Source organism: Rhizomicrobium sp., assembly GCA_037200045.1.
In the GTDB taxonomy this organism is placed as follows: Bacteria; Pseudomonadota; Alphaproteobacteria; order Micropepsales; family Micropepsaceae; genus Rhizomicrobium.
In genome coordinates this window covers 2387462-2411817 of sequence record JBBCHM010000001.1, presented here as the reverse complement: position 1 = coordinate 2411817, position 24356 = coordinate 2387462, and the positions used below count along the sequence as shown (strand labels likewise).

27 protein-coding genes and 1 pseudogene are annotated in these 24356 nt (G+C 67.9%); 19 read left to right on the top strand and 9 right to left on the bottom strand.

Annotated features, from left to right (window positions below):
* Positions 1-100 precede the first annotated feature (100 nt).
* On the top strand, positions 101-1234 hold the full coding sequence (locus WDM86_11675; GenBank protein MEI9990688.1) for a methyltransferase domain-containing protein: 1134 nt from the start codon (positions 101-103) through the stop codon (positions 1232-1234).
* Here WDM86_11675 and WDM86_11670 read toward each other — a convergent pair.
* The 3 genes from WDM86_11670 to WDM86_11660 are packed head-to-tail and all read right to left on the bottom strand — an operon-like array spanning position 1231 to position 3910.
* On the bottom strand, positions 1231-2385 hold the full coding sequence (locus WDM86_11670; protein MEI9990687.1) for a hypothetical protein: 1155 nt from the start codon (positions 2383-2385) through the stop codon (positions 1231-1233). The genes WDM86_11675 and WDM86_11670 overlap by 4 nt on opposite strands.
* The gene (locus WDM86_11665; protein ID MEI9990686.1) at positions 2382-3260 is read right to left on the bottom strand and encodes a hypothetical protein; all 879 of its coding nucleotides are present in this window, start codon (positions 3258-3260) and stop codon (positions 2382-2384) included. The genes WDM86_11670 and WDM86_11665 overlap by 4 nt, the downstream gene beginning before the upstream one ends.
* Complete coding sequence (locus WDM86_11660; GenBank protein MEI9990685.1) at positions 3257-3910, bottom strand: hypothetical protein; 654 nt, start codon at positions 3908-3910, stop codon at positions 3257-3259. Before WDM86_11660 ends, WDM86_11665 begins: the two co-directional genes overlap by 4 nt.
* Between WDM86_11660 and WDM86_11655 the strand changes: the two genes are divergently transcribed.
* From WDM86_11655 to WDM86_11630, 6 genes and pseudogenes are all read left to right on the top strand, one after another.
* Positions 3898-4140, top strand: a complete 243-nt coding sequence (locus WDM86_11655; GenBank protein MEI9990684.1) for a hypothetical protein — start codon at positions 3898-3900, stop codon at positions 4138-4140. The genes WDM86_11660 and WDM86_11655 overlap by 13 nt on opposite strands.
* Before the next feature lie 292 nt (positions 4141-4432).
* A complete protein-coding gene (locus tag WDM86_11650) occupies positions 4433-5515 on the top strand; it encodes an aminotransferase class I/II-fold pyridoxal phosphate-dependent enzyme (protein MEI9990683.1) in 1083 nt (360 codons plus the stop codon).
* Between the two features lie 181 nt (positions 5516-5696).
* On the top strand, positions 5697-6347 hold the full coding sequence (locus WDM86_11645; GenBank protein MEI9990682.1) for a DNA translocase FtsK 4TM domain-containing protein: 651 nt from the start codon (positions 5697-5699) through the stop codon (positions 6345-6347).
* Positions 6268-6807: pseudogene (locus WDM86_11640) on the top strand (DNA translocase FtsK). Before WDM86_11645 ends, WDM86_11640 begins: the two are co-directional and overlap by 80 nt.
* A 79-nt stretch (positions 6808-6886) precedes the next feature.
* The gene (locus WDM86_11635) at positions 6887-8071 is read left to right on the top strand and encodes an FtsK/SpoIIIE domain-containing protein (GenBank protein MEI9990681.1); all 1185 of its coding nucleotides are present in this window, start codon (positions 6887-6889) and stop codon (positions 8069-8071) included.
* Between the two features lie 94 nt (positions 8072-8165).
* Complete coding sequence (locus tag WDM86_11630) at positions 8166-8576, top strand: PH domain-containing protein (GenBank protein MEI9990680.1); 411 nt, start codon at positions 8166-8168, stop codon at positions 8574-8576.
* A 123-nt stretch (positions 8577-8699) separates the two neighbouring features.
* Here the strand turns inward: WDM86_11630 and WDM86_11625 are convergent, their stop codons facing one another.
* A complete protein-coding gene (locus tag WDM86_11625) occupies positions 8700-9902 on the bottom strand; it encodes a Bcr/CflA family multidrug efflux MFS transporter (protein MEI9990679.1) in 1203 nt (400 codons plus the stop codon).
* A gap of 93 nt (positions 9903-9995) precedes the next feature.
* Here WDM86_11625 and WDM86_11620 point away from each other — a divergent pair, with 93 nt between their 5' ends.
* The 5 genes from WDM86_11620 to WDM86_11600 all read left to right on the top strand — a co-directional run bounded on the left by WDM86_11620 (position 9996) and on the right by WDM86_11600 (position 14198).
* Complete coding sequence (locus WDM86_11620) at positions 9996-10358, top strand: c-type cytochrome (GenBank protein ID MEI9990678.1); 363 nt, start codon at positions 9996-9998, stop codon at positions 10356-10358.
* Between the two features lie 260 nt (positions 10359-10618).
* On the top strand, positions 10619-11368 hold the full coding sequence (locus WDM86_11615) for an electron transfer flavoprotein subunit beta/FixA family protein (protein MEI9990677.1): 750 nt from the start codon (positions 10619-10621) through the stop codon (positions 11366-11368).
* 2 nt (positions 11369-11370) lie between these two features.
* On the top strand, positions 11371-12312 hold the full coding sequence (locus WDM86_11610) for an FAD-binding protein (protein MEI9990676.1): 942 nt from the start codon (positions 11371-11373) through the stop codon (positions 12310-12312).
* Positions 12313-12332: 20 nt separating this feature from the next.
* Positions 12333-13208, top strand: coding sequence for a 3-hydroxybutyryl-CoA dehydrogenase (locus WDM86_11605; GenBank protein MEI9990675.1), 876 nt, complete (start codon positions 12333-12335; stop codon positions 13206-13208).
* A 48-nt stretch (positions 13209-13256) separates the two neighbouring features.
* Complete coding sequence (locus WDM86_11600; GenBank protein MEI9990674.1) at positions 13257-14198, top strand: hypothetical protein; 942 nt, start codon at positions 13257-13259, stop codon at positions 14196-14198.
* Between the two features lie 13 nt (positions 14199-14211).
* Here the strand turns inward: WDM86_11600 and WDM86_11595 are convergent, their stop codons facing one another.
* From WDM86_11595 to WDM86_11580, 4 genes are all read right to left on the bottom strand, one after another.
* Entirely contained in the window at positions 14212-15393 is a 1182-nt protein-coding gene (locus tag WDM86_11595; protein ID MEI9990673.1) for a cupin domain-containing protein, read from the bottom strand.
* An 84-nt stretch (positions 15394-15477) separates the two neighbouring features.
* Positions 15478-15729: a CopG family antitoxin gene (locus WDM86_11590; GenBank protein ID MEI9990672.1), complete on the bottom strand. Its 252-nt coding sequence runs from the start codon at positions 15727-15729 to the stop codon at positions 15478-15480.
* Positions 15710-16033 (bottom strand): BrnT family toxin, encoded by a 324-nt coding sequence (locus WDM86_11585; protein ID MEI9990671.1) that lies wholly within the window; start codon positions 16031-16033, stop codon positions 15710-15712. Before WDM86_11585 ends, WDM86_11590 begins: the two co-directional genes overlap by 20 nt.
* 18 nt (positions 16034-16051) lie before the next feature.
* Entirely contained in the window at positions 16052-16633 is a 582-nt protein-coding gene (locus tag WDM86_11580; GenBank protein ID MEI9990670.1) for a TlpA disulfide reductase family protein, read from the bottom strand.
* A 9-nt stretch (positions 16634-16642) separates the two neighbouring features.
* On the opposite strand from WDM86_11580, the gene argH reads away from it, so the two are divergent.
* From argH to WDM86_11555, 5 genes are read left to right on the top strand one after another with little or no spacing between them, the layout of a single operon-like run.
* Positions 16643-18025, top strand: coding sequence for an argininosuccinate lyase (gene argH / locus WDM86_11575; protein MEI9990669.1), 1383 nt, complete (start codon positions 16643-16645; stop codon positions 18023-18025).
* Positions 18022-18174, top strand: a complete 153-nt coding sequence (locus WDM86_11570) for a lipoprotein (protein ID MEI9990668.1) — start codon at positions 18022-18024, stop codon at positions 18172-18174. Before argH ends, WDM86_11570 begins: the two co-directional genes overlap by 4 nt.
* Positions 18171-19439: a diaminopimelate decarboxylase gene (lysA, locus tag WDM86_11565; protein MEI9990667.1), complete on the top strand. Its 1269-nt coding sequence runs from the start codon at positions 18171-18173 to the stop codon at positions 19437-19439. Before WDM86_11570 ends, lysA begins: the two co-directional genes overlap by 4 nt.
* Positions 19390-21357 carry a DUF4175 family protein gene (locus tag WDM86_11560; protein ID MEI9990666.1) on the top strand — a complete coding sequence of 656 codons (1968 nt, stop codon included), beginning with the start codon at positions 19390-19392 and terminating at the stop codon, positions 21355-21357. Before lysA ends, WDM86_11560 begins: the two co-directional genes overlap by 50 nt.
* Positions 21309-21749 (top strand): DUF4175 family protein, encoded by a 441-nt coding sequence (locus tag WDM86_11555; GenBank protein MEI9990665.1) that lies wholly within the window; start codon positions 21309-21311, stop codon positions 21747-21749. The genes WDM86_11560 and WDM86_11555 overlap by 49 nt, the downstream gene beginning before the upstream one ends.
* A gap of 174 nt (positions 21750-21923) precedes the next feature.
* On the opposite strand, the gene WDM86_11550 is transcribed toward WDM86_11555, so the two are convergent.
* The gene (locus WDM86_11550) at positions 21924-22670 is read right to left on the bottom strand and encodes a DUF3426 domain-containing protein (protein ID MEI9990664.1); all 747 of its coding nucleotides are present in this window, start codon (positions 22668-22670) and stop codon (positions 21924-21926) included.
* A gap of 87 nt (positions 22671-22757) precedes the next feature.
* Here WDM86_11550 and ftsE point away from each other — a divergent pair, with 87 nt between their 5' ends.
* On the top strand, positions 22758-23432 hold the full coding sequence (ftsE, locus tag WDM86_11545; protein ID MEI9990663.1) for a cell division ATP-binding protein FtsE: 675 nt from the start codon (positions 22758-22760) through the stop codon (positions 23430-23432).
* Between the two features lie 69 nt (positions 23433-23501).
* Positions 23502-24323: a hypothetical protein gene (locus WDM86_11540; protein MEI9990662.1), complete on the top strand. Its 822-nt coding sequence runs from the start codon at positions 23502-23504 to the stop codon at positions 24321-24323.
* Positions 24324-24356: the final 33 nt, after the last annotated feature.

The following is a 24356-nucleotide window of genomic DNA, read 5'->3' as shown; positions in this document are numbered from 1 at the left end:
AGCGGTTATCTCCCTCAACTGGGGCGCCGGGCAACCGGCGCCCCTTTTGTTTGGGACGCGGACGGGATCAAGCTGCCGCTGCTTGATTCGGGACGACGGGATGCGCCGCGAGCATTGCATGGTGTGCGGGGCCGGCGGGCTGACGGCGGTCCTGACCACGCCGCCCTATCCGGTCTATCAGGGCTGCGTGGCGTTCGCGCCGGGTTCGGACGAGCGCGCGGCGATGGACTGGGCGGCGTGCGGCGCCTGCGGCTCGGCCCAGATCGTGACGCTGCCGCCGCTGGAACGCATCTACCAGGCAGGGCATGCAACCGGTCTCGGTGCGGCCTGGGCGCGGCATCACGCGGCGTTCGCGGCGTTCGTGAAGACGCATGCGACGGGCACGATCGTCGATGTCGGCGGCGGCAGCGGGACGCTGGCGGCGGCCTACCGGCGCGCCGGCGGCGGCGCGGCCTATACGATCCTGGAGCCCCATGCGCTGCGCTCGCCCGAGCTTCCGGCGGACATAAGGGTGGTCGACGGTTTTTTGGACGACGCCTCGCTCGCCGGCGCGAACAGCGTGGTGATGAGCCATATGCTGGAACATGTCACCGACCTGCGCGCGGCGCTGGCGACGCTGACGACGGCGCGGGACTGTGCCCATGTGATCGTGGCGTGGCCCGATCTCGACAAATGGCTGGCGAAGGGATTGGCGGGTGCGCTCAATTTCGAGCACGGGATCTATGTCGGCCTGGCGCGGTTGATCGCGAGTTTCGCAAACTTCGGCTGGACGCTGGCGGCGCGCGTCGTGTGGGCGGAGAACGACACGGATTTCCTGGCCTTCGCCCGCGCCAGGGCCGATACGGCGGCGCCGGCCGCGACCGGCCAGGCGCGCACCGCCATCAGGGCCTATTACGCGGGCTTCCGCGCCCAGGCCCGCGCGCTGAACGCCGCGCTGGCCACACATGACGGCGACGCCTTCCTGATGCCGGCGAGCGTGTACGCGCAGGCGCTGCTTGCCGAGGGCCTGGACGAGGCGCGGTTCAAGGCGCTGCTCGACAACGCGGCGGTGAAACAGGGGCGGCGACTCTATGGGACCGGCCTGGCGGTCGCGGCGCCGCAAACGGCGTTGCCCGACGCGCGCAATCCGCTGGTCGTGCTGAACGGCGGCGCGCATGAAGCGGAGATCGCGGCGCGGCTGCGCGCCCAGCGCGCCGATGTGACGATCCTGACCAGCGACGCGACGCCGCTTTAGGCGGCCCGGCGCTGCCGCGGCAGCCAGTGCTGACGCCAATGGGCGGTGAGCAAGGCGTAATATTCGTCTTCCATCTCGTCCAGCACGCCTTTGTCGTAATGCGGAAGGGTCTGCGCTATTCCCTGCAGCATCTCCCACGGGATGTCCGCGAAGCGCTGCGTGAACAGGGCACGCTGCCAGGCGTCGTCCACGAGGCGGCCATAGACCCGGCTGACGCCGGAATAGACCTCGGTGCCGGCTTTCGTGGTCGCGCGCCAGCCGGCGAGGTCGTCATAGGGCGCGGCGAGCGTCAGCGTGTCCGGATCGCTCCAATCCACCTTCGGATTCGCGTTGTTGGCGAAGAAGCGCAGGTCGCCGGGGCGGCCCGCATCGACATGGAAGCTGCTGTACAGGATCCAGGCATGCGCCAGGACGAGGGTCCAGAAGAAAGGATGTTCGATCACCGTCCCGAGCTGGCCGCGGCGATAATCCGTGTTGTTGGCGAAGACATGGTAGTTCTCGAAATAGCCGCGGAAGATCGGGAAGCGCGCCAGGAAGACCGTGCCGAAACGCACGGCATGCGCGAGCGAACCGCATTCGAGGTCGTCCATCGCGCCAAGCCGCGATTGGATGTCGGGCGTGACGAGATGCGCCAGATCGCGCTTGAGCCCGGCGAAGGCGGCGTCCTCATAGAAGAAGGGCTGGTTCGCGTCGGCCCAGGGCAGCCAGACCTTGCGCGAGAACGGCCCGCGCGGAAGCTTGACGCCGAAGGCGGTGGCGCTCGCTTCGATCCGGCATTGGCGGTCGAAATCGCGGATCTTGCGTTCGAGGAAACCGGCGCCGAACAGAAAATCGGGCCGCGTCTTGACGACCAGCGTGTCGTCCTCCGGCACAAGGGCCAGAGCGGCTTCGAGATTGCGCACCTGGTAGACGACACCCTTCTGCTTGAAATTGCCCGGCGGCGCGGGCGCCGGCACGCGCGTGACCGCCACGTCGTCCATCGCGAGGACGGGCGCCACCGCCGCGTCGAGCTCTGGCGAATCCCAGGTGACGTAGCGTATGGCGCGGACCAATCCCATCTGCCGAAGGTGGCGCGGCGTCTCGAAGCTTTGGACGCAAAGCTCCGCGCTGCGGGTGAAGCCGGTGACGATCACGTCGACGGGGCGGCTCACGATGCGCCGTCCTTCAAAAGCCGCGACGCGGCGGCGGCGGCGAAGGCGGCGGTCGCGCGGTCCCTGGCATAGGGCAGGGTGCGCAGAAGATGCAGCGCCGCGAGCTGGGCCAGACGCCGCGGCAAGGCGGGATCGAGCGCCTGCGCCAGGCGCCGGAAATCGGCCGCGAAGAGACGCAGGCGCTCCAGCGCGTCGATGCTGGGCGACGGCACGGCGCGCAGGCACCAATGGCCTTCGAGGTCCTGGAACAGCTTGGCGAGATCGAGCCACCAGGAGGACACCCAGGCGACGTCGCAATCGATGAACACCACCGACTGGTCCGGCGCCAGCAGGATGTTCTCCAGCGTCAGATCGCCGTGGTCGGGCGAATGGGGGATGTCGCTCCAGCCGCGCGCCAGCAGCTCGCGGGCGACGCCGGCGACGGCGGCATCGCCCGGCACGGTCGCGGCGATGCTCTCGATCTTGGCGCGGAAGGCCGCGGCGGGGATCGTGGAGGCGCTCAACGCCGAGCAGGCGCGGACGAAATGCGCGACGGCGCCCAGGATGGCGTCGCGGCCGCAGGGGACGGCGCCGGCGACGATCTCGGCGAGGGTGCGGGCGGGGACATAGTCCATCTCGAAAAAGGCGCGGCCGGTGTCGTCGGCGCCGATGCGATGCACGGCGGGAAAGGCGAAGCCCTGGGCCGCGAGGAGGCGCTGCTTGATCGCCTGCTGGCGCAGGCGGAGATTGGCGGCCGGCGCGGCGGCGGTCTTGCGCACCACGGAGCGGCCGGCCCCCTCGCACAGCACCAGCGCGGCGCCGGAATGGCCGCCAAGGACCTTAAAGGCGCGCTCCGCCGGCACCGGCGCGGCGGCGAGGGCGCCGTCGACGCTCACCGCCAGTCCTGCAGGTGATCGCCCAGCGTCGGGCTGTTGCGGTCCAGGCTGATCGCGACGGCGGACGGATAGGGATTGGTGCCGGCATGGTCGTTGACCAGGAAGCGGCGGCCGTGGCGGCAATCCATGATCAGCGCGTGCGGCGCGAGGCCGAGCTGGCGCAGCGTCGCCTCGGTGCGGGCGCGATATTCCTCGGGACGCGCGGTCATGAAGATGAGCTGGGTGCCTTCGGCGGCGTAGCCGCGCAGCGCCTCGACGTTGGCGGCGATCGGCTCGTCGGGCTCGTTCCAGAACGGCGCGAAATAGCGCGAATGGTTCTGGAACACCACGCCGTCGAGATCGGCGACGATGGTGCCGCGCTTGCGCACATAGCGGCGCCATTCCTCGAGCGTGCCGACATCGATCAGGCCGCCCACCTCGTGCGGGCGCACGATCATGCCGCCGGCGATGGCCCGGTTCATGACATGGGAGACGAAGATCTCGCCGTCCGGCGCCTCGCGGGCGATGTCGCGGAAGGCGTCGCGGAACTGGGCGGCGTCGGCGAAGCCGTAGAGCCCGACACAGACATGGTTGGAGGCGAGACCTCTTCTCGACCATCTCGACCACCAGGCCCTGGCCGTTGACGACGGCGAAGCTCTTGGCGCCGACATTCGTCATGCCGGGGCTCGACCGCACGTCGCTGACCGAGACGAAGCCGCCATCGGGCAGCGGGCCGGGATCGAAGAAGCTGTCGGCGTCCTTGATGGCGATGGGACCGTCAATGCGGGCGCGCGCGATCATCTGCGCGACGGTGTCGGCCGGGCCGCGCGTGTCGTGCTCCAGCACCACGACATCGACGGCATCGCCGAAGATGCGGGCCAGGAGCGCCTTGCAGCCATAGCGCTGTTCGTGATCGGCGCGGACGGCGGCGACGATGCGGCGGTGAGAAGACGCGGGAACACTGGAAGCGGCGCGCGCGATGGCGAGTTCGCCTTCGGGGAGCGTCAGCATCCATTTGGGCCGCACGCCGGGATAGCGCGAGGATTTGCCGGCGCAGGGCAGAAGCAGCGTGAAGGCGGTGGGCATGCGGGGGCCGCGATAGGAATGCGCGGCGATGTTCGGGCCTCAAGGTTAAATTGCGGTTGACCATGTTTCGCTGGCGCGGCGCGTTTGGCCTTCGCTAAGGTGGCGGGATGCTCTTTCCCGGCCGCCTGTCCGAACTTCCGCCTTCGGCTTTCGCCAAGCTGGCGACGCTGCTCGACCCGCACAAGCCGGGGCGGCCGCCGATCAGCCTGGCGGTCGGCGATCCCAATGGCGCGGTGCCGGATTTCGTGGCCGAGGCCATCGCGCGGCACGCGGCGGAGTTCGGGACCTATCCGCCGATCAACGGCAGCGCCGAGTGGCGCGCGGCGGCGGCGGGCTGGCTGACGCGGCGCTTCGCGCTGGCGGAAGGCTCCATCGATCCCGACAAGAACCTGCTGCCGCTGAACGGCACGCGGGAGGGACTGTTCCTCGCCGCCTTCACCGTCATGCCGGAGACCAAAGCGGGGCAGCGACCGGCCGTGCTGCTGCCCAATCCGTTCTATCAGTGCTATGCGGCCGCCGCGCTGTCGGCGGGCGGCGAGCCAGTGTTCGTGCCGGCAACGGCGGCGACGGGATTCCTGCCCGATTACGCTTCACTGCCCAAGGCGCTGCTGGAGCGGACGGCAGTGGTTTACCTCTGCTCGCCGTCCAATCCCGAGGGCGCCTGCTCCGACGAATCCTATTGGCGAACACTGTTCGCGCTCGCCGATCAGTACGACTTCACGGTGTTCGCGGACGAATGTTACGCCGACATCTACCTCGACAAGCCGCCGGTCGGGGCGTTGCCGGGTGCGGGGGCGCGCCTTACGAGCGCCCTGCTGACCTTCCATTCGCTGTCCAAGCGGTCGGGGCCTGCCCGGGCTGCGCTCGGGTATCGTGGCGGGCGCGGCCGGGCTGATCGAGCGCTTCCGCCAGTTCCGCAATTATGCCGGCCCGCAAGTGCCGCTGCCGATCATCGCGGCGAGCGGCGGCGGCGTGGCGCGACGAGGCGCACGTCGCGGCGAACCGCGAGAGCTATCGCGAGAAATTCCGCCTGGCGCAGCGGATATTGGGCAACCGCGCCGTTTTCCGGGTGCCGGAGGGCGGGTTCTTCCTGTGGCTCGATGTCGGCAATGGCGAGGAGACCGCGCTCAAGCTATGGCGCGAGGCCGGCGTCCGCACCCTGCCCGGCGCCTTCATGGGTCGAGAAGTGATCGCGGGGAAAACCCAGTCGAACCCTGGGTTTCCCTATATAAGGGTTGCGCTCGTTAACGAGGTGTCAACCATTATGGCGGCACTCGAAAGGATGACGGAAGTTCTGGAGCGGGCATGAGCCAGGCAACGCGCAGGGTGACGGCAGGGGGCGTGTATCAACCGCGCTCGCGTGGTGCCGCCATGGCGGACGCGCTGGCCGATGCGCGCCGGGCGCTGGCGAGGCTGGCGCGGCTCGCGATCATGCGCGGCGCCGGCGCGCTGCTGTTCCTGGGCTCGGGCGCGGCGCTGGTCGCGCTGGCGGGCTATGACCCTTCCGATCCCTCCTGGAACAACGCCACCGGCGGGCCGACCGCCAATTGGCTGGGCGGCATGGGCGCGATGGCGGCCGACATGCTGCTGCAGGCCTTCGGCATCGCGGCCATCGCGGCGCTGGCGCCGCCGCTGGTCTGGGGCGTGCGCGCGCTGCGCGGGCTGCACCTGAAACACGCCATGTGGCGCGCCTTCGCCTGGCCGCTCGGCACGCTGCTGCTGGCGGCGGGGCTGGGCGTCCTGCCCGCCTTCAAGAGCCTGCCGGCGCAGGATGGCGGACTGATCGGCATCGCCGCCGCGTCGATGTCGGCGCATGTGGCGCAGGTCTATGGCCGCGGCTGGATCGCCATCGCGCTGCCGGTGCTGCTGCTTCTCGCGGGGCTTCCGCTGTCCTTCCTGGCGACGGGCCTGCGCCTGACACCGATCCTGCGCGGCCTCGCCAATGTGCCGGCGGCGGGCCTTGTGGGCCGGCTCGCTGGTGAAGATGCCGAAATTCGTCTTTCGCAAAGCGCACAGTCCTGACGAAGAAGAAGAATACGAACCCGAATTCGACGAAGAGCGCGAGCCCGAGGAAGAAGCCTATGCCCTCGACGTGGCGCCCGAGCCGATCGCCGCGACCCGGCTCGCCGAGCGGCGCGAAAGCCGCGTCAAGCGCGAGGAGGCCAAGAAGGCGGCGGCCACCAACATCAAGCGCGCCAAGCAACCGGCGCTGGATCTGGTCAGCGGCGAATACCAGTTGCCGGCGCTGAGCCTCCTGGCCGAGCCGGTGGTGGTGCACGACGCCACGGCGCTGTCCGACGAGGCGCTGGAAGAGAATGCCCGCATGCTGGAAGCGGTGCTGACCGATTTCGGCGTCAAGGGCCGCATCATGGCGGTGCGTCCCGGCCCGGTGGTGACGCTCTATGAATTCGAGCCGGCGGCTGGCGTGAAATCCTCGCGGGTGATCAGCCTGGCCGACGACGTGGCGCGCTCGATGTCGGCGGTGGCGGCGCGCATCGCGGTGATCCCGGGGCGCAACGTGATCGGCATCGAGCTGCCCAACCACACCCGCGAGACCGTCTATCTGCGCGAAGGCGAGCGGCGAATACGACAAGGCGCGCGCGCCGCTGACCCTGGCGCTCGGCAAGACCATCGGCGGCGAGCCGGTGATGGCCGACCTCGCCAAGATGCCCCATCTGCTGGTCGCGGGCACCACGGGTTCGGGCAAGTCGGTCGGGCTCAACACCATGATCCTGTCGCTGCTCTACCGCATGACGCCGCAGCAATGCCGGCTGATCATGATCGATCCCAAGATGCTGGAATTGTCCGTATACGACGGAATTCCGCACCTTTTGTCGCCGGTGGTGATCGATCCCAAGAAGGCCGTCGTGGCGCTCAAATGGGCGGTGCGCGAGATGGAGGAACGCTACCGCAAGATGTCCAAGCTGGGCGTGCGCGGCGTCGAGGCCTTCAACGACCGCGTGCGCAAGGCCAAGGAAAAGGGCGAGAGCCTGAAGCGCACGGTGCAGACCGGCTTCGACCGCGAGACCGGCAAGCCGATCTATGAGGACGAGGTGCTCGAACTCGAGCCGATGCCGTATATCGTGGTCATCGTCGACGAGGTCGCCGATTTGATGATGATTTCCGGCAAGGAGATCGAGGGCGCGGTGCAGCGCCTGGCGCAGATGGCGCGCGCCGCCGGCATCCATCTGATCGCGGCGACCCAGCGCCCGTCGGTCGACGTGATCACCGGCACGATCAAGGCGAATTTCCCCACCCGCATCTCGTTCCAGGTGACGAGCAAGATCGACAGCCGCACCATCCTGGGCGAACAGGGCGCCGAGCAGCTCCTGGGCGCCGGCGACATGCTCTATATGATGGCCGGCGGGCGCATCCGCCGCATCCACGGCCCGTTCGTCACCGACCGCGAGGTCGAGGACGTGGTGCGCTTCCTGAAGACCCAGGGCACGCCGGACTATCTCGAAGCGGTGACCGAGGAGCCGGACGAGGAGGGCGACGACCCCTATGCCCTGATGGGCTCCGGCGGTGGCGGCAATTCGGATTCGGGCGACGATCTTTACGACAAGGCGCTGGCCATCGTGGCACGCGAGCGCAAGGCGACGACGTCGTATCTCCAGCGCCGGCTGCAGATCGGCTACAACAAGGCCGCCAGCCTGATCGAGCGCATGGAGCATGACGGCGTAGTCTCCAAGCCCAACCACAAGGGTTTGCGCGAAGTCCTCTTGCCGGACCACGAGGAACACTGACCGGCCGCGTTTGGGGCCCGTGAGCGGCCTTAAGCCGCTCCGTTTTGCCCGATTTGCGCGTTATGGTCGCTCCGACGAGTCGGGGGAGTACCGCATGTCCTATATCGACAGCACGCTGGGCCAGGGCGAGCGCCTGGTCGCGCGGGCGCATTTCCACTGGTGGTACAGCCTGAAAGCGTGGCTGGCGCTGATCTTCCTCGGCTGGTTCCTGATCGGCATCGTGATCTTCGTCGTCATGATGGTGCGCAAATGGACGACCGAGATCGGCGTCACCACGCACCGCTTCGTCGAGAAGGAGGGGCTGTTCAACCTCAAGACCTTCGAGGTCGCGCTACCGAACATCGAGGGCGTGCGGGTGACGCAGAATCTGTGGGGCCGCATGCTCGGCTACGGCCATCTGCGCATCGAGGGCACCGGCGTCGACCATGTCGACCTGCCCAGCATCGCCGACCCGCTCGCCTTCCGCGCCGCGATCGAGACCGCGAAGTCAGGCACCGGGCACTGATCCTGCCACTCAGTGTCATCCGCCGCGAATGCGGCGGACCCAGGTGAAATCCGCACGGCCGGAGCAAGCGTCAACTGGGTACCCCGCATTCGCGGGGTATGACAATTGGGCTTTAGGAAAAACTCAGTCGCTCTTCGGGCTCAGCAGCAGGTTGAACACCAGACCGCCGATGCCGCAGGCGGCGATCACCGACGCCATCGCCAGCGCGCTGGTCTGCGGCAGCGCGCCGACGACGATCGAGGCCAGCGCCGCCATGCCGAACTGGAACGTGCCGAGCAGGGCCGAGGCCATGCCGGCGTTCAGGCTGAAGGGCCGCATCGCGAGGCCGCTTCCCGTCGGCATCACCGCGCCGTTGAGCCCGACATAGAGCATCAGGCCGAAGGCAATGCCCCACACCCCGCCGATTCCCGTCGTCGCGAAGGTCATGAGCAGGACACCGGCGCCGGCCTGGCCGAGCTGGGCGACGATCAACACCTGCTCCGCGCGCCGCGTCTTCAGCAGCCGGCCGGAGACGTGCGAACCGGTGATGAGCGCGACCGCGTTGGCGCCGAAGAACCAGCCGAAATGCTGCGCCGGCACGTGGAACAGATCGATGAAGACATGCGGGCTGGCGGTGATGTAGGCGAACAGGCCGCCGGCCGAGGTCGCCGCCGCCAGCACATAGCCGATGAAGCGGCGGTCGGTCACGATGCGCCCATAGTCGAGGAAGATCGTCCCCAGATGCAGGTCGCGGCGCGGCCCGGCATGGCTTTCCGGCAGGCGCAGCACGACGGCGAGAAGGCCGAGCAATCCCAGCACGGCCTGGGTGAGGAAGATCGCGCGCCAGCCCAGCAGCAGCAGGAGATAGCCGCCGAGCAACGGCGCGAGCAGCGGCGCCAGCCCCATCACCGTCATCATCACCGAGAAGATGCGCGGCACCTCGGCCGCCTCGAACAGATCGCGCACGCAGGCGCGCGCGATGACCGCGCCGGCGCAGGCGCTGACCGCCTGGACGAACCGCAATCCGGTGAGGAGCGGCACCGAGAACGTCGCCGCGCCCAGAAGGCAAACCGCGACATAGACGGCAAGGCCGCCGATCAGCGGCGCCTTGCGCCCGAAGCGGTCGGCGAGCGGGCCGAACAGCGCCTGGCCGAGCGCGAAGCCCAGGAAGAACGACGCCAGCGTGCGCTCGACATCGCCGATCGAGGCGTGGAAGTCGTGCGCGATCGAGGGGAGCGCCGGCAGGTACATGTCGGTCGAGAGCGGCGCGAAAGCGGTGAGCGCGCCGAGGATGACGATCAGCTCGACGCGGCGGGCGCCTTTGAGGGGGGAAGGAGCGGATGGCATGGCACTACCTAACGCGCATTCGCCGCAACCGCAGCCGCTATTTCGAGCCGGCACGCCTCTGCTAGGATCGGGGAAGACGAGCGGGAGATCGCAATGCGCAAAGAGTTGTTGTTCGCTGCCCTTTTGGTCGCCAGCTCGCCGGCCATGGCCGCTGACGCCGGCAACGGCAAGACGATCTTCGGACGCTGCGCCATCTGCCACATCGCCACAAAGGGCGGCGGCAATGGGCTGGGGCCGAACCTGTTCGGCGTGGTCGGGCGCAAGGCGGCGTCGCTTCCCAGCTTCGCCTATTCCGGGGCGCTGAAGACGTCCGGCATCACCTGGACCAACGACAAGCTGACGGCCTGGATCACCAGCCCGGCCCGGCTGGTGCCCGGCACGCGCATGGCGTTCGGCGGCATCTCCAACCCGGCGCAGGTGGCCGACGTCGTCGCCTATCTCGATACGCTGAAGTGACAGTTGCCCTCCCTCAGGGGGAGAGCGAGAGTGCGGCGGAATGACGCTGCTTGGGGCAAAATGCTGCGCTGCAACCAATTAATCCGAGGGATTGCCTGCCCTTGTTTCCCCAAAGAAACCGGAATGACGGTTCGTTGACACGGGGATGGCGGCGGTCCTAGTTTTTGCGCCGCAAAAAGAGGGGCGGAACCTAACAAACGCGGCGCATGCCTCGCGCCACACGCTAAACCAACCGCCACCGTTCAGGGATTTTCGAACTCATGAAAGTGCTGGTGCCCGTCAAGCGGGTGATCGACTACAACGTCAAGGTTCGCGTGAAGGCGGACCAGTCCGGCGTGGACCTCGCCAACGTCAAAATGTCCATGAACCCGTTCGACGAGATCTGCGTCGAAGAGGCGGTGCGCCTGAAGGAGAAGGGCAAGGCGACGGAAGTCGTGGCCGTCTCCATTGGGCCGCAGCAGGCATCCGAGACCATCCGCACCGCCCTCGCCATGGGCGCCGATCGCGGCATCCTGGTGAAGACCGACCAGGAGGTCGAGCCGCTGGCGGTCGCCAAGATCCTCAAAGCCATCTGCGAGATCGAAAAGCCGTCGCTGGTGATCGCGGGCAAGCAGGCGATCGACGACGATTCCAACCAGACCGGCCAGATGCTGGCGGCGCTGTTGGGCTGGGCCCAGGGCACCTTCGCCCATAAACTTGAACTGGACGCCGAGAGCGCCAAGATCGAGCGCGAGATCGACGGCGGCCTGCAGACCGTGGAGGTCAAGCTGCCGGCGGTGATGACCGTCGATCTGCGCCTCAACGAGCCGCGCTATGCCTCGCTGCCGAACATCATGAAGGCGAAGAAGAAGCCGATCGAGGAGAAGTCGCCGGCCGACTACGGCGTCGATATCGCGCCGAAGCTGAAGGTTCTGAAGGTGACCGAGCCGCCCAAGCGCCAGGCCGGCATCAAGGTGAAGACCGTCGCCGAACTGCTCGACAAGCTGAAGAACGAAGCGGGAGTGATCTGACCATGACCTCTCTCGTCATCGCCGAACACGACAACAAGTCCCTCAAGGAAGCCACCGCCAAGGTCGTGAACGCCGCGACGCAACTCGGCGCGCCGGTGCATGTGCTGGTCGCCGGATCGGATGCCGGCGCGGTGGCGGAAGCCGCCGCCAAGCTCGCGGGCGTGGAGAAAGTGATCCTCGCGGACGATCCGCTCTATGCCAAGATGGTCGCCGAGACGATGGAGACGCTGATCCTCTCCCTCGCCGACAAGTACGATGCGATCCTCGCGCCCGCCACGACCAACGGCAAGAACTACCTGCCGCGCGTCGCCGCCAAGCTGGACGTGGCGCAGATCAGCGAGATCATCAAGGTCGTCAGCCCCGATACGTTCGAGCGGCCGATCTATGCCGGCAACGCCATCGCCACCGTGCAGGCTGGCGCCGGCAAGAAGGTCATCACCGTGCGCACCACCACCTTCAAGGTCGTGGGCGAAGGCGGATCGGCGACGGTCGAGAAGATCGGCGCGGCGGCCGATCCGGGCCTGTCGAAATTCATCGGCGAGGAGCTGTCCAAGTCGGAACGCCCCGAACTGACCTCGGCCAAGATCGTGATCTCGGGCGGGCGCGGCATGCAGTCGGGCGACAATTTCCATCTGCTCGACAAGATCGCCGACAAGCTGCACGCCGCGGTCGGCGCATCGCGCGCCGCGGTCGATGCCGGCTTCGTGCCCAACGACTATCAGGTCGGACAAACCGGCAAGGTCGTGGCGCCGGACCTCTACATCGCGGTCGGCATTTCCGGCGCGATCCAGCATCTGGCCGGCATGAAGGACTCCAAGGTCATCGCCGCCATCAACAAGGACGAGGAAGCGCCGATCTTCCAGGTCGCCGATTACGGCCTCGTCGCCGATTTGTTCAAGGCAATCCCGGAAATGGACGAAGAGCTCACCAAGCTTGGCTATTAGGCCAACGAGGACAGAAGCACATGGTTATTGAACGCATCGGCGTTATCGGCGCGGGCCAGATGGGCAACGGCATCGCCCACGTCCTGTCGCTGGCGGGTTACGATGTGGTGCTGGACGACGTCAACAAGGACCAGCTCGGCAAGGCGCTGGACCGCATCACCAAGAACATGCACCGCCAGGCGGCGCGCGGCCTGATCAAGGAAGAGCAGATCGAGCCGGCGCTGAAGCGCATCCGCACCACCACCGCGCTGGACGATCTGAAGGACCGCGACCTCGTGATCGAGGCGGCGACCGAGGACGAGGCGGTCAAGAAGAAGATTTTCCAGGAATTGACGCCGCGGCTGAACGACAAGGCGCTGATCGCGACCAACACCTCGTCGATCTCTGTAACGCGCCTCGCCACCGCGACCGACCGGCCGGAGCGCTTCATCGGCATCCATTTCATGAACCCGGTGCCGATGATGCAGCTTGTTGAAGTCATCCGCGGCATCGCGACCGACGATCCGACCTTCCAGGCGGCGCTGGAGATCGTGCGCCGGGTCGGCAAGACGGCGGCCTATGCCGAGGACTTCCCGGCCTTCATCGTCAACCGCATCCTGCAGCCGATGATCAACGAGGCGGTCTATACGCTGTACGAGGGCGTCGGCAACGTCGAGGCGATCGACACCGCGATGCGGCTGGGCGCCAACCATCCGATGGGGCCGCTGCAGCTCGCCGATTTCATCGGGCTCGATACCTGCCTGTCGATCATGCAGGTGCTGTATGAGGGCCTGGCGGATTCGAAATACCGCCCCTGTCCGCTTTTGGTGAAATATGTCGAAGCAGGCTGGCTCGGTCAGAAGACCGGCCGCGGCTTCTACGACTATCGCGGCGACCATCCGGTCCCGACGCGGTGATCCGTCACGACATTGACGCGCCGAACGGCCGCGTGATTTCCTGGGCCCATGGATAAGAGTCCGGGCGGCGGGCTTCCGGTGCGCGCGGCCCTGCACCCGACCGGCCTGTATCTGATGCTGCGGGACATCGCGCCGCGGGAGCTGCACGACCCGTTCATGCAGCAGACGGTGGTGCGGATCGCGTCGCCGGACCGGGTCGTGCACGTTCCCCGGAGCGATCTGGGCAAGGCCGCGCCGGGCAGCGCGCCCGCGGGCATCATCTTCCATGTCTCGCGCTGCGGCTCGACCCTGTTGTCGCAATTGCTGAAGCAGCACGAGAATCTGGTGGTCTATGGCGAGCCACTGCCGGTCAGCGAGATCCTGCTGCCGCCGCACACCTGGCCGCGCCACGATCTGGTCGGCGCGCTGCGCTCGCTCGGCGCGGCGTTCGCCGCCCATGCGCGCGGACCCTATGTCCTGAAACTCACGAGCTGGAACACGCTGTTCTGCGACATGCTGGCCGAGGCGTTTCCCACATCGCCCTGGGTCTTCAATTATCGCGATCCGGTCGAGGTCGGCGTTTCGCTGCTGAAAGAGCCCGCCGGATGGTTCGCCAAGGACTCCGAACCCTATCACCGGCTTGTCCGGGTGATCGATCCGCTCGGCGTGTCGCGATCCAGCGAGGAGGACATCGCCCGCCTCTATGGCGCGTTCTGCACCGCGGCGCTGCGGCTGAACGCCGGCCAGGGCAAGCTGGTGTCCTATGCGGACCTGCCGGCGGCGGCGTGGGACATCGTGGCGCCGCATTTTTCGCTCGCGCTGGACGGCGCGCAAAAGGAGCGCATGGCGGATGCCGCGCGGACCTATTCCAAGGCGCCGCGGGGCGAGGCCGCGATCTTCGAATCCGATACCGAGGCCAAGCAGTCCGCCGCGTCGCCCGCGCTGCGCCGGGCGATCGACACCTATGCCCGGCCGGCGCTGGACGCGCTCCAGGCGCGCACCGCGTCCTGATGTATCGGCGCGTTTACTGCTGCATCTGGGTCGGCGCGACGATCTTGGCGCCGACGAGAAGCTCCAGGACGGCGCGCAGCTCGGACCGGTCCACGCCGGGATGGCGGGCGAGCGCGTCTTCCAGGGAGAAGAACCGCTGCTGCACCAGCCATTCGACGGCCGGATAGGCGGCGCCCAGCGCGATCTCGCGTCCGTCGCAGATGAGGACGAAACCGGCATCGCGCCGCAGGACTTTCGCCGGACGGGCGGTCGCGTACCAGGACGACGGCATCTGGGCCGGCAAGTCGTAGTCCGGCGCTGTGCCGGCCAGACCGCGCTGATGGTTCAGCACATCCAGGGCGAAGGCGGGCGAGGTGAGCACGGCCTTGAGCCGGTCGGCGAGAACGGCGAGCCGCTCGCGCAGCTCGCCGGGGCGGCGCGCATCCGGCAGGGCGGCGCGAAAGGCGCTTTCGCCGGCCATGACATTCTCCAGCAGCTTGAACAGGGCGAGCCCCGTCGGCGGCGTGACCCCGAAGGTGACGTGGAGCGAGGCTTGCGCCGCGGTCAGGGCGTCGTGGTACTGACCGCGCGGCAGATAGAGGATGTCGCCGGGCTTCATGCGCACTTCGAACAGCAAACGTCCGCGCGTCGCCAACAACCATTTCTCGCCCGCTTCGCCCGGCGGCACCGGCGCGACCGGCGTGTCCGCCCGCGCCTCGTAGACGCGCCACAGTTTTTCGCCTTCGACCTGGACGGCGAAGACATCGTGCAGGTCGAAATGGGTCTGGAACGCCTGCACGCCGTTGAAGGAGCAATAGGCGTTGGCCATGACGCGCGCGGCGAATTCGCGTTCGAGCATGTGGGCCACCGCGTTCACCTCCGGGCAAACCCGATGCAACTGGTTGGTGATCAGGCTGGCGCCGAGCCCCAGCAGCACCTTGACCCGCTCGGGATTGACCGGCGCGCTCTGCCCCGGGCGCAAATCGGCGAGGTCGCAATAGGTGTCGCGCAGCGCCGCGCGGTTCTTGAAGTAGAGCTTCAGCGTGTCTTCGGTCCAAAAGGACGCGAGCGCGAGCGCCGCGTTGAACCGCGGCCAATCCAGGATGCCGGTCCGTTCCCGGCCCGTGCCGGAAATGTGCAGCGGGCGCTTGCCGTAATAGTCCGCACGAAAGGCGTCGGCATCGAACGGCGCCACGAAATCCGCGAAGTCCACCATGGCGGCACGCTAACATCGCCGGTCCGCCGCTGTCGAGGAACCGCGCTTGCGCGGGCGGCGCCCGACGCGGCGCGGCAGCGCCGGCTATTTCCTGGTCGCGACGGCGCGCTCGAGCGATTCGCGAATGAAGCGCTGATAGGGAATTTTTCTCGCGGTTGCGCGGGCCTTCACGGCTTTGAGCAGCGTCTCGGGCAGCCGCATGTTTACGCGCGCCGTCTTTTTTTCGAATTCGAAGCGGACGGGCTTGAACTGCGAGAAATCGAGACCCGATAGATCCCGCGCGAGAAACCGCTCGGCGGCCGCATCGGATGTCAGCTTAGGGACTCTCTTTTTCATAGGCCTCGACTTCCTTGCTGTGCATGTAGCGCGCCGTGATCGGCCGAATGCGGAGCGTCCCGTCGACCATGCGGAACACGAAGGCCACGAATAACGCCCGGCCCGAAGCGCCGCGACCGACGGCAATTCGGCGGTCTTCCGTCGCCGAGTGCTTCAGGTCGGGCGCGATCCGCGGCGAGCCTTCGAACAAGCTCTCGATTTCCGCGAGGGAAACGCCGTGCTTGCGGCACTTGGCCAGGTTGCCGACATCCCAGTCGAATCCGGCGACCGCCCGAACCATGCCGGAAGTCTGCCATTTGTACACACAAATGGCAATACAAACCTAGGACCTGGCCGATGCCAGTCCGCGGAAATAGTCGATCGACTCGGGCGAATCCCAGGCGGCCGGGCCGACGGCGCGGCCGACCTCATGGCCTTGCGGATCGACCAGAACGGTGAGCGGCAGGCCGAAAGCGCCGAAGGCCCGCAGCAGAGCGAGATTGGAATCGACATAGGTGTCGAGCGCCTTGGCACCATGCGCGTCGAGGAAGGTCCGCGCGTCGGCCGCCGTGCCGCGCCCGACATCGACCGCCACGACGTCGAACCGGTCGGACGGCACCGCGGCCTTGAGCTTGGCCAGCGCCGGAAGCTCGCGCACGCAGGGGGCGCACCAGGTCGCCCACAGATTGAGCAGGATGTATTTGCCCTTGAACGAGGCCAGGGTCCGGCGGGTGCCGCCGCTGTTGACGATCGCGACCTGGGGCACCGGCGCGGGCGCCTTCGCCGCGGCAAACGGGGCCAGGACGGCCGGCGGGCCCGCCGCTCGTTGGACAGCGCCGCCCCGCATCTCATATAGAACAGCAGCCGCGGCCAGGACCGCGATCACCGCGGCGATTACGATGTAATGTGTGCGGGACAGCGTCACGGGCATCTCATGGTTGCGAACAAAATGTGGGGCGGCCGGTTCGAGGGCGGCCCCGCGTCCATCATGGAGGTCATAACGCCCTCCATCGATTTCGACAAACGGATGGCCGCCCAGGACATCGCGGGCTCCAAGGCGCATGCCCGCATGTTGGCGGTGCAACAGATCATCGGCCACGCCGATTGCGAGGCGATCCTGCGCGGCCTCGATATCATCGAGAAGGAAATCGCCGAGGGCAAATTCGTCTTCAGCCGCAAGCTGGAGGACATCCATCTCAACATCGAATCGCGGCTCAAGGATCTGATCGGCGACGCGGCGGGGCGGCTGCACACCGCGCGCTCGCGCAACGACCAGGTGGTGACGGATTTCCGGCTATGGGTGCGCGAGGCTTGCGCCCGCGCCGATGCCGGGCTCGACGGCTTGCAGCGCGCGCTGTTCGCGCAGGCCGAAGCGAATTACGCGACCATCATGCCGGGCTACACCCACATGCAGCCGGCCCAGCCAGTGACCTTCGGGCATCACTGCCTCGCTTATGTCGAGATGTTCGCGCGCGACCGCACGCGCTTTTCCGATTGCTCCAAGCGGCTGAACGAGAGCCCGCTTGGCGCCGCGGCGCTGGCCGGCACGCCCTATCCGATCGACCGCGACGTGACGGCCAAGGCGCTCGGCTTCCTGCGCCCGATGCGCAATTCGCTGGACGCGGTGTCGGCGCGCGATTTCGCGCTGGAATATCTCGCCGCCGCGACCATCGCGGCGACGCATCTGTCGCGGCTGGCGGGCGAGATCGTGCAATGGTCGACGCCGGCCTTCGGCTTCGTGCGGCTGTCGGACGCGTTCACCACCGGCTCCTCCATCATGCCGCAGAAGAGAAATCCCGACGCGGCCGAGCTGATCCGCGGCAAGACGGGGCGCGTGCTGGGCGACTTCGTGGCGCTGGCGACGGTGGTGAAGGGCCTGGCGCTGGCCTATGGCAGCGATCTGCAGGAAGACAAGGAAAGGGTGTTCGACGCCGCCGACACGGTCGAGGTGTCGCTTGCCGCGATGGCCGGGATGATCGCGGACATGACGGTGAACCCGGAAGCGATGCGTGCGGCGGCGGAGGAAGGCTATCCGACCGCGACCGACCTGGCCGACTGGATCGTCCGTACGCTGAGAAAGCCGTTCCGCGAGGCGCATCACATCGCCGGCAGCATCGTTCGGCGCGCCGAAGAATTGAACCTGCCGCTCGAAAAACTGCCGCTGGCCGAAATGCAGGCGGTCGAGCCGGGGATCACGCAGGAGGTGTTCGCCGTGCTGTCGCTGGAGGCCTCGGTCAAGGCGCGCATGAGCTATGGCGGCACCGCGCCCGACCGGGTGCGCGAGCAGCTTTTCTTCTGGCGGGAGAAGATGAAGTGAACGCTCGGCTGGTCCTCGCCGTCCTGCTCGCGCTCAGCGTCGCCGGTTGCGGCGTGAAGAACGATCTCGTCATGCCGGACGGCAAGCCGACGCCGAAGGGGCAGAAGGATCCCTCCAAGCCGCCGACCACCCAGCAGCAAGGGCTATGAACCATTTCGGCTATAGCGGTGGCGTTCTGCATGCCGAAGGCGTCGACCTGAACGTGCTGGCGGAAAAGGTCGGCACGCCGTTCTACTGCTATTCCAGCGCCACGCTGGAGCGGCACTATCGCGTCTTCGCGGCCGCGGTCCCGAAGGATTCGCTGGTCGCGTTCTCGGTCAAGGCGCTGGGCAATGTCGCCGTCTTGAAGACACTGGCGCGGCTTGGCGCGGGCGCCGACGTGGTCTCGGGCGGCGAACTCAAGAAGGCGTTGCGCGCCGGTATACCCGGCAACCGCATCGTGTTTTCCGGCGTCGGCAAGACCCGGATCGAGATGGCGCTCGGCCTCGATGCCGGGATCTATCAGTTCAATGTCGAGAGCGAGCCGGAACTGCTGGCGCTGAGCGAGGTCGCCGGCGCGATGGGCAAGACGGCATCCATCACCATCCGCGTCAATCCCGATGTCGATGCCAGGACGCATGCCAAGATCACCACCGGAACGGCGGAGACCAAGTTCGGCATTCCGTGGTCGCGCGCGCGCGAGGCCTACAAGCTGGCGGCGTCGCTGAAGGGCATCGCGGCCGTCGGGATCGACGTCCATATCGGCAGCCAGATCGTCGAGTTGGAACCGTTCGAGCAGGCGTTCCGGAAAGTCGTGGAGCTGGCCGCGCTGCTGCGCGCCGACGGCCACACGATCAGCCGCCTCGACCTCGGCGGCGGGCTGGGCGTGCCTTACGTCACCGACAACGCGCCGCCGCCCGATCCGTCGGCCTATGGCGCGCTGGCGACGCGGATCACCCAGGGCCTGGGCTGCCAGCTCATTTTGGAACCCGGCCGGCTGATCGCGGCCAATGCCGGAATCCTGGTGACGCGGGTGCTCTACATCAAGAAGGGCGAGGCCAAGACCTTCGCCATCGTCGATGCCGGGATGAACGACCTGATCCGGCCGGCGCTGTACGATTCCCATCACGAGATCGTGCGCGTCGCCGAGCCGGGCGCCCAGACGCCGCGCGGGCGCTATGACGTGGTCGGCCCGGTCTGCGAAACCTCCGACATTTTCGCCGCCGACCGGGAGATGCCGGAACTCGAAGCCGGCGACCTGGTGGCGATCCTCTCCGCCGGCGCCTATGGCGCGGTGATGGCTTCGGCTTACAATGCGCGCCCGCCCGCGCCGGAAGTGCTCGTCAAGGACGAGCGATGGAGCGTGGTCCGGCCAAGAATGGACGATGACGCGTTATTCGGATCCGAAAGAATTCCAGACTGGCTTGAGGGCTGACCGCTATATCCGGTGGTCGCGCGCGGCGCTGGCCTTCGAGCGGGTCTGGCCGGCGCTGTGGCCGGCGAGCGGCATCGCCGGGCTGTTCGCGGCCGCCGCGCTGTTCGACCTGTTCGCGCCGCTGCCCTGGACGGTGCATGCCCTGATCCTGGCCGGCGCTATCACGGCCACTGGGCTGGCGCTCTATTTCGGGTTCCGCGACCTGCATCTGCCGGACTGGCTCGAAGGTGCGCGGCGGCTGGAGCGGTCCAGCGGCCTTGCGCACCGGCCGATCTCCGAAGCCGGCGACCGGCTGGCCATCGGCGGCGGCGATCCGCTGGCCGAGGAATTGTGGGCGCTGCATCTGCGCCGGCTGCTGGCGAGCGTCGGCAGGCTCTCGGTGGCCTGGCCGTCGCCGGGACTGCCCAGGCGCGATCCGCGCGCGCTGCGCTTCGTCGTGCTGCTGCTGGTGGTGGCGGGACTGGCGGTCGCCGGCACGGATTCGGTCCGACGGCTATGGGCCGGGTTCAACGACGACGGCGCGGCGGAAAGCGCCACGCTCGATGCCTGGATCGATCCGCCGGCCTATACCGGCCAGCCGCCGGTCTATCTGGCGAAGGGCATGACGCTCGCCGTGCCGGCGGGATCGGTGCTCAATCTGCGCGTCCATGGCGCGGGCCATGCGCCGGGCCTCGCCTTCGATTCCGACAGCGATAGCGGCGCGGGCTTTGCCGGCGGCCGGGGCGAATACGCCGCGAGCGCCCGCATCCTTGGCGACGCGCATGTGCGGGTGAGAAGCTCGGGCCGCGCCATCGGCGACTGGTCGTTCACCGCGATCCCGGACCACGCGCCGACCATCGCCTTCACCGCACCGCCGGGCAAGACCGAGCACCAGGCACTCAAGCTCGCTTATCGCGCGAGCGACGATTACGGCGTGACGGCGGTGCGCGCGATCATCACGCCGCACAACCGGCACGGCAAGGCACTGGTCCTCGATCTGTCGCTGCCGGCTTCGGCGAAATCGGTCAACGAGACCGCGTTCCAGGACCTGACGGCGCATCCCTATGCCGGCCTCGACGTCGACATCGTGCTGCAGGCGGTGGACGGCGCGGGCCAGACGGCGTCGACCAAGCCGGTCACCTATCGCCTGCCGGCGCGGGTGTTCACCAATCCGCTGGCCCGCGCGCTGATCGAGCAGCGGCAGAATCTGGCGACCAGCACCACGCCGCAGGACCGCAATCGCGTGGCCAGGATGCTCGACGCGCTCACCCTCGCGCCGCAGATTTTCTATGCGAACCAGTCGGGCGTCTACACGGCGATCCGCGCCGCGCGCTGGGGCCTTGTCCATGCGGCCCATGCCGAGGAGGTCGAACACGTCGAGGACTTGTTGTGGCAGATCGCGGCCGGGCTCGAACGCGGCGGCATGCTGTCGGCGGCGGAGGATCTGCGGCGCTTGCAGGCGATGCTGGCGCAGGCGCTGGCCCAGGGCGCGCCGCAGGATGTGATCGACGAACTGCTCCAGCGCTACAACGAAGCGATGCAGCGCTATATGCAGGCGCTGGCGGCCAATCCGCAGGCCAATGCCGGACCGCCGCCGCCCGACACCAAGGTGCTGAGCGAGCAGGATCTGCAGACGCTGCTCAAGACGATCCAGCAGCTCGCGCAAAGCGGCGCGCGCGGCCAGGCGCAGCAGATGCTGGCGCTGCTGCAGAACCTTCTTGAAAATCTCCGGCTGAGCAACGGCGCGGGCAACGGCAACGGTCCGCAATCGCCCACGAGCAAGGCGCTGTCCGATGCGATTCGCGGGCTCGGCGATCTGATGGGCAAGCAAAGGGCGCTGCTCGACAAGACCTTCAAGGGCCGCCAGGGCGAGCAGGTCGATCCAAGGCGCTGCAGAAGGAACAGGGCGACATCAAGAAACAGCTCGGCGACATCCTGAACGGACTCGGCGGCCAGAAGATTCCGGCGCCGAACGATCTGGGCCGCGCCGGCAATTCGATGGGCCAGTCGGGACAGGAGCTGGGCTCGAACGACTTCAACGGGTCCAGCCTCGACCAGAAGAACGCGCTCGACGCGCTGCGCGGCGCCGCCAACGAATTGGCGAACAAGCTGATGAAGGAGATGGGCCAGGACCAGCAGAACGGCGCCAACGAGGACCCGCTGGGCCGCGCCGGGAACGGGAGCTCGTTCGGCAACGACGTGAAGGTGCCGAGCGCCTCGGAGCTCCAGCGCGCCCGCGACATCCTGATGGAGCTGCGGCGCCGGGCCGCCGAACGCGGCCGACCGCAGCAGGAGTTGGATTATATCGATCGGTTGTTGAAGGAGTTTTGAAAATAACCTCTCCCGCTTGCGGGAGAGGTCGAAATTCGCGAAGCGAATTTCGGGTGAGGGCCTGTCGCGCGGCCCTCACCAGCAAAAGCTAAGCACTTAGCTCCGCAAGTGCTCCGCAAGTGCTCCGCTAAGTGCAAGCTTTTGCGTCCTCTCCCGCGAAGCGGGAGAGGAAAGTTATTCCCCCGCGCCCGCGAAGCGCAGTTCGATGTCGTGGGTGCCGGCGGGCGGGCTGGAGAGACGCGTGCGGAATTTCGCCGAGGCGCCCGGCTTCAGCGTCGAAACGCCCGGCACGAAGGTCCAGTGATAAAGTTCGTGGCTGTCCAGATCGAGCAGGCCGACGCGCACCAGGGGCACGCTCAGTTCGTGATTGCTGCGGTTGACGATGCGGCCGGTGACGGCGAGAACCTGCTGGCCGTCCTCGGTGCCGAGCGACTGCGCCACGTCGGTGAAATCGATGCCGCGCGGATTCACCGGCAGGCCGGCGGCGGCGTAGAACGACGATGTCTGCGGCAGCCAGGTCGCGACATTGTCGCGGAAGCGCACGGCCGCCACGCCGATCACCAGGATCAAGCCGACCAGCAGGACCCAGCCGGCGACGACCGCGGCGCGGCCGAGCCATGGCGCGCCGCGGCGCGGCGCGGCGGCCGGAACGTCTTCCGCCGCATGCGCGACCGTCACCGGCGTCGGCGCGAAAGCCGCGACGCGGGGCTGCGCCGCAATGCTCGCCGGCTCGGGCGGCGGCGGTGGAGGAGGAGGAGGCTCGTGCACCTCGATCTCGGCTTCCGGATCGGGCTCGGGCGCCGGGCCGATCTGGTGCCAGACGTGACCGCATTTGGCACAGCGCACATTGCGGCCGGCGGCGGGAAACTTCGCCGCGTCCGTCTGATAGCGCGTCGCGCATTGTGGGCAGGTCAGAATCATATCAAGGAGTGTCTCCGGTTGAGACGAAAATACCTTTAAGGCCAGAGCCCTCGCAAGGCGCGGGCCCGCCCGATATGGTCCAAGCCCATGGTACGCTTCGAAAATGTCGGCATGCGCTACGGCTCCGGTCCGGAGGTGCTGCGCGACGTGACCTTCGTGCTGGAGGCGGGGTCGTTCACCTTCCTGACCGGCCTGTCGGGCGCCGGCAAGACCACCCTGCTCAAGCTGATCTACCTGGCCGAGCCGCCGTCGCGCGGGCTGATCACCCTGTTCGGCCAGGACATGGCGACCGCCAGGCGGTCCGACTTTCCCGCCCTGCGCCGGCGCATCGGCGTGGTGTTCCAGGATTTCCGCCTGCTGGCGCATCTGTCGGCGTTCGACAATGTCGCGCTGCCGCTGCGCCTGGCCGGGCGGCACGAGGGCGAATACGAGCACGACGTGGAGGAACTCCTTTCCTGGGTGGGGCTGGGCGACCGGATGAACGCCAGGCCGGCGACGCTGTCCGGCGGCGAGCAGCAGCGCATCGCCATCGCCCGCGCCGTGGTGGCCCGGCCCGACCTTCTGATCGCCGACGAGCCGACCGGCAATGTCGATCCGGAGATCGGGGCGCGGCTGATCCGCCTGTTCGGCGAGTTGAACCGGCTGGGCACCACGGTGCTGATCGCCACCCATGACCGCGCCCTGATCGAAAGCACCAAGGCGCGCGAGATGCGGCTGGTGGACGGGCGGCTCGTCGAACTGCGCACGGCGGTGCGGGCATGAGCCGCTCGTCGCGCCGCCTGATGCCGCGCGAGAAGGGCGCGGCGCCGCTCGACCTGGTGATCGGGGGTGATGGCGTTTCTCGCCGCGCTGGCGCTCGGCGCCTCGCTGGTGGCGGAGCGCGCCTCGCTGGGCTGGCGCGCCGGACTTTCGGACCGGCTGACGGTGCAGATCCTGGTGCCGTCGCAGGGCGAGGTGAACGACACATTGCAGCGCGAGACGGAAGGCGCGCTCGCCGTGCTGCGCGCGACACCGGGCATTGCGCATGCCGCGCCGCTGTCGGACGCCGAGATGCAGAGCCTGGTCGAGCCCTGGCTGGGCAAGGGCGCGCTGGTCGCCGAACTGCCGCTGCCCAAACTGATCGATGCCGTCCTCGTGCCGGGCGCGGCGGTCGACATTGCCGGCCTCGCGGCGCGGCTGAAGCGGGCGGCGCCCGACACGCAGCTCGACGATCACGGCCGCTGGATCGCGCGGCTGAAAGGCCTGGCCGATACGATCGTGTGGAGCGCCACCGGCATCCTCGTGCTGATCGCGGTCGCCACCGCGTCGATCGTCGCCTTCGCGACGCGCGCCGGATTGGAGGCGCAGCACGACATGGTGCAGTTGCTGCACCAGATGGGGGCGCATGCCCTGTTCATCGCGCGCGCCTTCGAGCGGCACTATGCCCTGGCGGCGCTGGGCGCCAGCGCGGCCGGCGCGCTGGTCGCGGCGCTTCTGTTCCTGGCGGCGGGCGGATTGGAATTCGCCGGCGTGGAGGCGGTGCCGTTCCTGCCGCCGGTCGCGCTGAAGCTCGACGAGGCGGCGTGGCTCGCGGCGGTTCCGGTGATCGCGACGCTGATCGCCTGGGCGACGGCGCGGCTTTCGGTGCTGGCGGCGGTGCGCGAGATCTACTGACCGCCCGCTTTTTGCCCGGATTCGCGCCTAACT

Bases quoted from the DNA above. Each gene is read 5' to 3' on its own strand.
- WDM86_11675 (MEI9990688.1), top strand. From the start codon at position 101: ATGCGCCGCGAGCATTGCATGGTGTGCGGGGCCGGCGGGCTGACGGCG.
- WDM86_11660 (MEI9990685.1), bottom strand. From the start codon at position 3,910: ATGTCGGCGCCAAGAGCTTCGCCGTCGTCAACGGCCAGGGCCTGGTGG.
- WDM86_11650 (MEI9990683.1), top strand. From the start codon at position 4,433: ATGCTCTTTCCCGGCCGCCTGTCCGAACTTCCGCCTTCGGCTTTCGCC.
- WDM86_11645 (MEI9990682.1), top strand. From the start codon at position 5,697: ATGGCGGACGCGCTGGCCGATGCGCGCCGGGCGCTGGCGAGGCTGGCG.
- WDM86_11630 (MEI9990680.1), top strand. From the start codon at position 8,166: ATGTCCTATATCGACAGCACGCTGGGCCAGGGCGAGCGCCTGGTCGCG.
- WDM86_11625 (MEI9990679.1), bottom strand. From the start codon at position 9,902: ATGCCATCCGCTCCTTCCCCCCTCAAAGGCGCCCGCCGCGTCGAGCTG.
- WDM86_11620 (MEI9990678.1), top strand. From the start codon at position 9,996: ATGCGCAAAGAGTTGTTGTTCGCTGCCCTTTTGGTCGCCAGCTCGCCG.
- WDM86_11615 (MEI9990677.1), top strand. From the start codon at position 10,619: ATGAAAGTGCTGGTGCCCGTCAAGCGGGTGATCGACTACAACGTCAAG.
- WDM86_11610 (MEI9990676.1), top strand. From the start codon at position 11,371: ATGACCTCTCTCGTCATCGCCGAACACGACAACAAGTCCCTCAAGGAA.
- WDM86_11605 (MEI9990675.1), top strand. From the start codon at position 12,333: ATGGTTATTGAACGCATCGGCGTTATCGGCGCGGGCCAGATGGGCAAC.
- WDM86_11600 (MEI9990674.1), top strand. From the start codon at position 13,257: ATGGATAAGAGTCCGGGCGGCGGGCTTCCGGTGCGCGCGGCCCTGCAC.
- WDM86_11595 (MEI9990673.1), bottom strand. From the start codon at position 15,393: ATGGTGGACTTCGCGGATTTCGTGGCGCCGTTCGATGCCGACGCCTTT.
- WDM86_11590 (MEI9990672.1), bottom strand. From the start codon at position 15,729: ATGAAAAAGAGAGTCCCTAAGCTGACATCCGATGCGGCCGCCGAGCGG.
- argH (MEI9990669.1), top strand. From the start codon at position 16,643: ATGGTTGCGAACAAAATGTGGGGCGGCCGGTTCGAGGGCGGCCCCGCG.
- lysA (MEI9990667.1), top strand. From the start codon at position 18,171: ATGAACCATTTCGGCTATAGCGGTGGCGTTCTGCATGCCGAAGGCGTC.
- WDM86_11560 (MEI9990666.1), top strand. From the start codon at position 19,390: ATGACGCGTTATTCGGATCCGAAAGAATTCCAGACTGGCTTGAGGGCT.
- WDM86_11550 (MEI9990664.1), bottom strand. From the start codon at position 22,670: ATGATTCTGACCTGCCCACAATGCGCGACGCGCTATCAGACGGACGCG.
- ftsE (MEI9990663.1), top strand. From the start codon at position 22,758: ATGGTACGCTTCGAAAATGTCGGCATGCGCTACGGCTCCGGTCCGGAG.
- WDM86_11540 (MEI9990662.1), top strand. From the start codon at position 23,502: ATGGCGTTTCTCGCCGCGCTGGCGCTCGGCGCCTCGCTGGTGGCGGAG.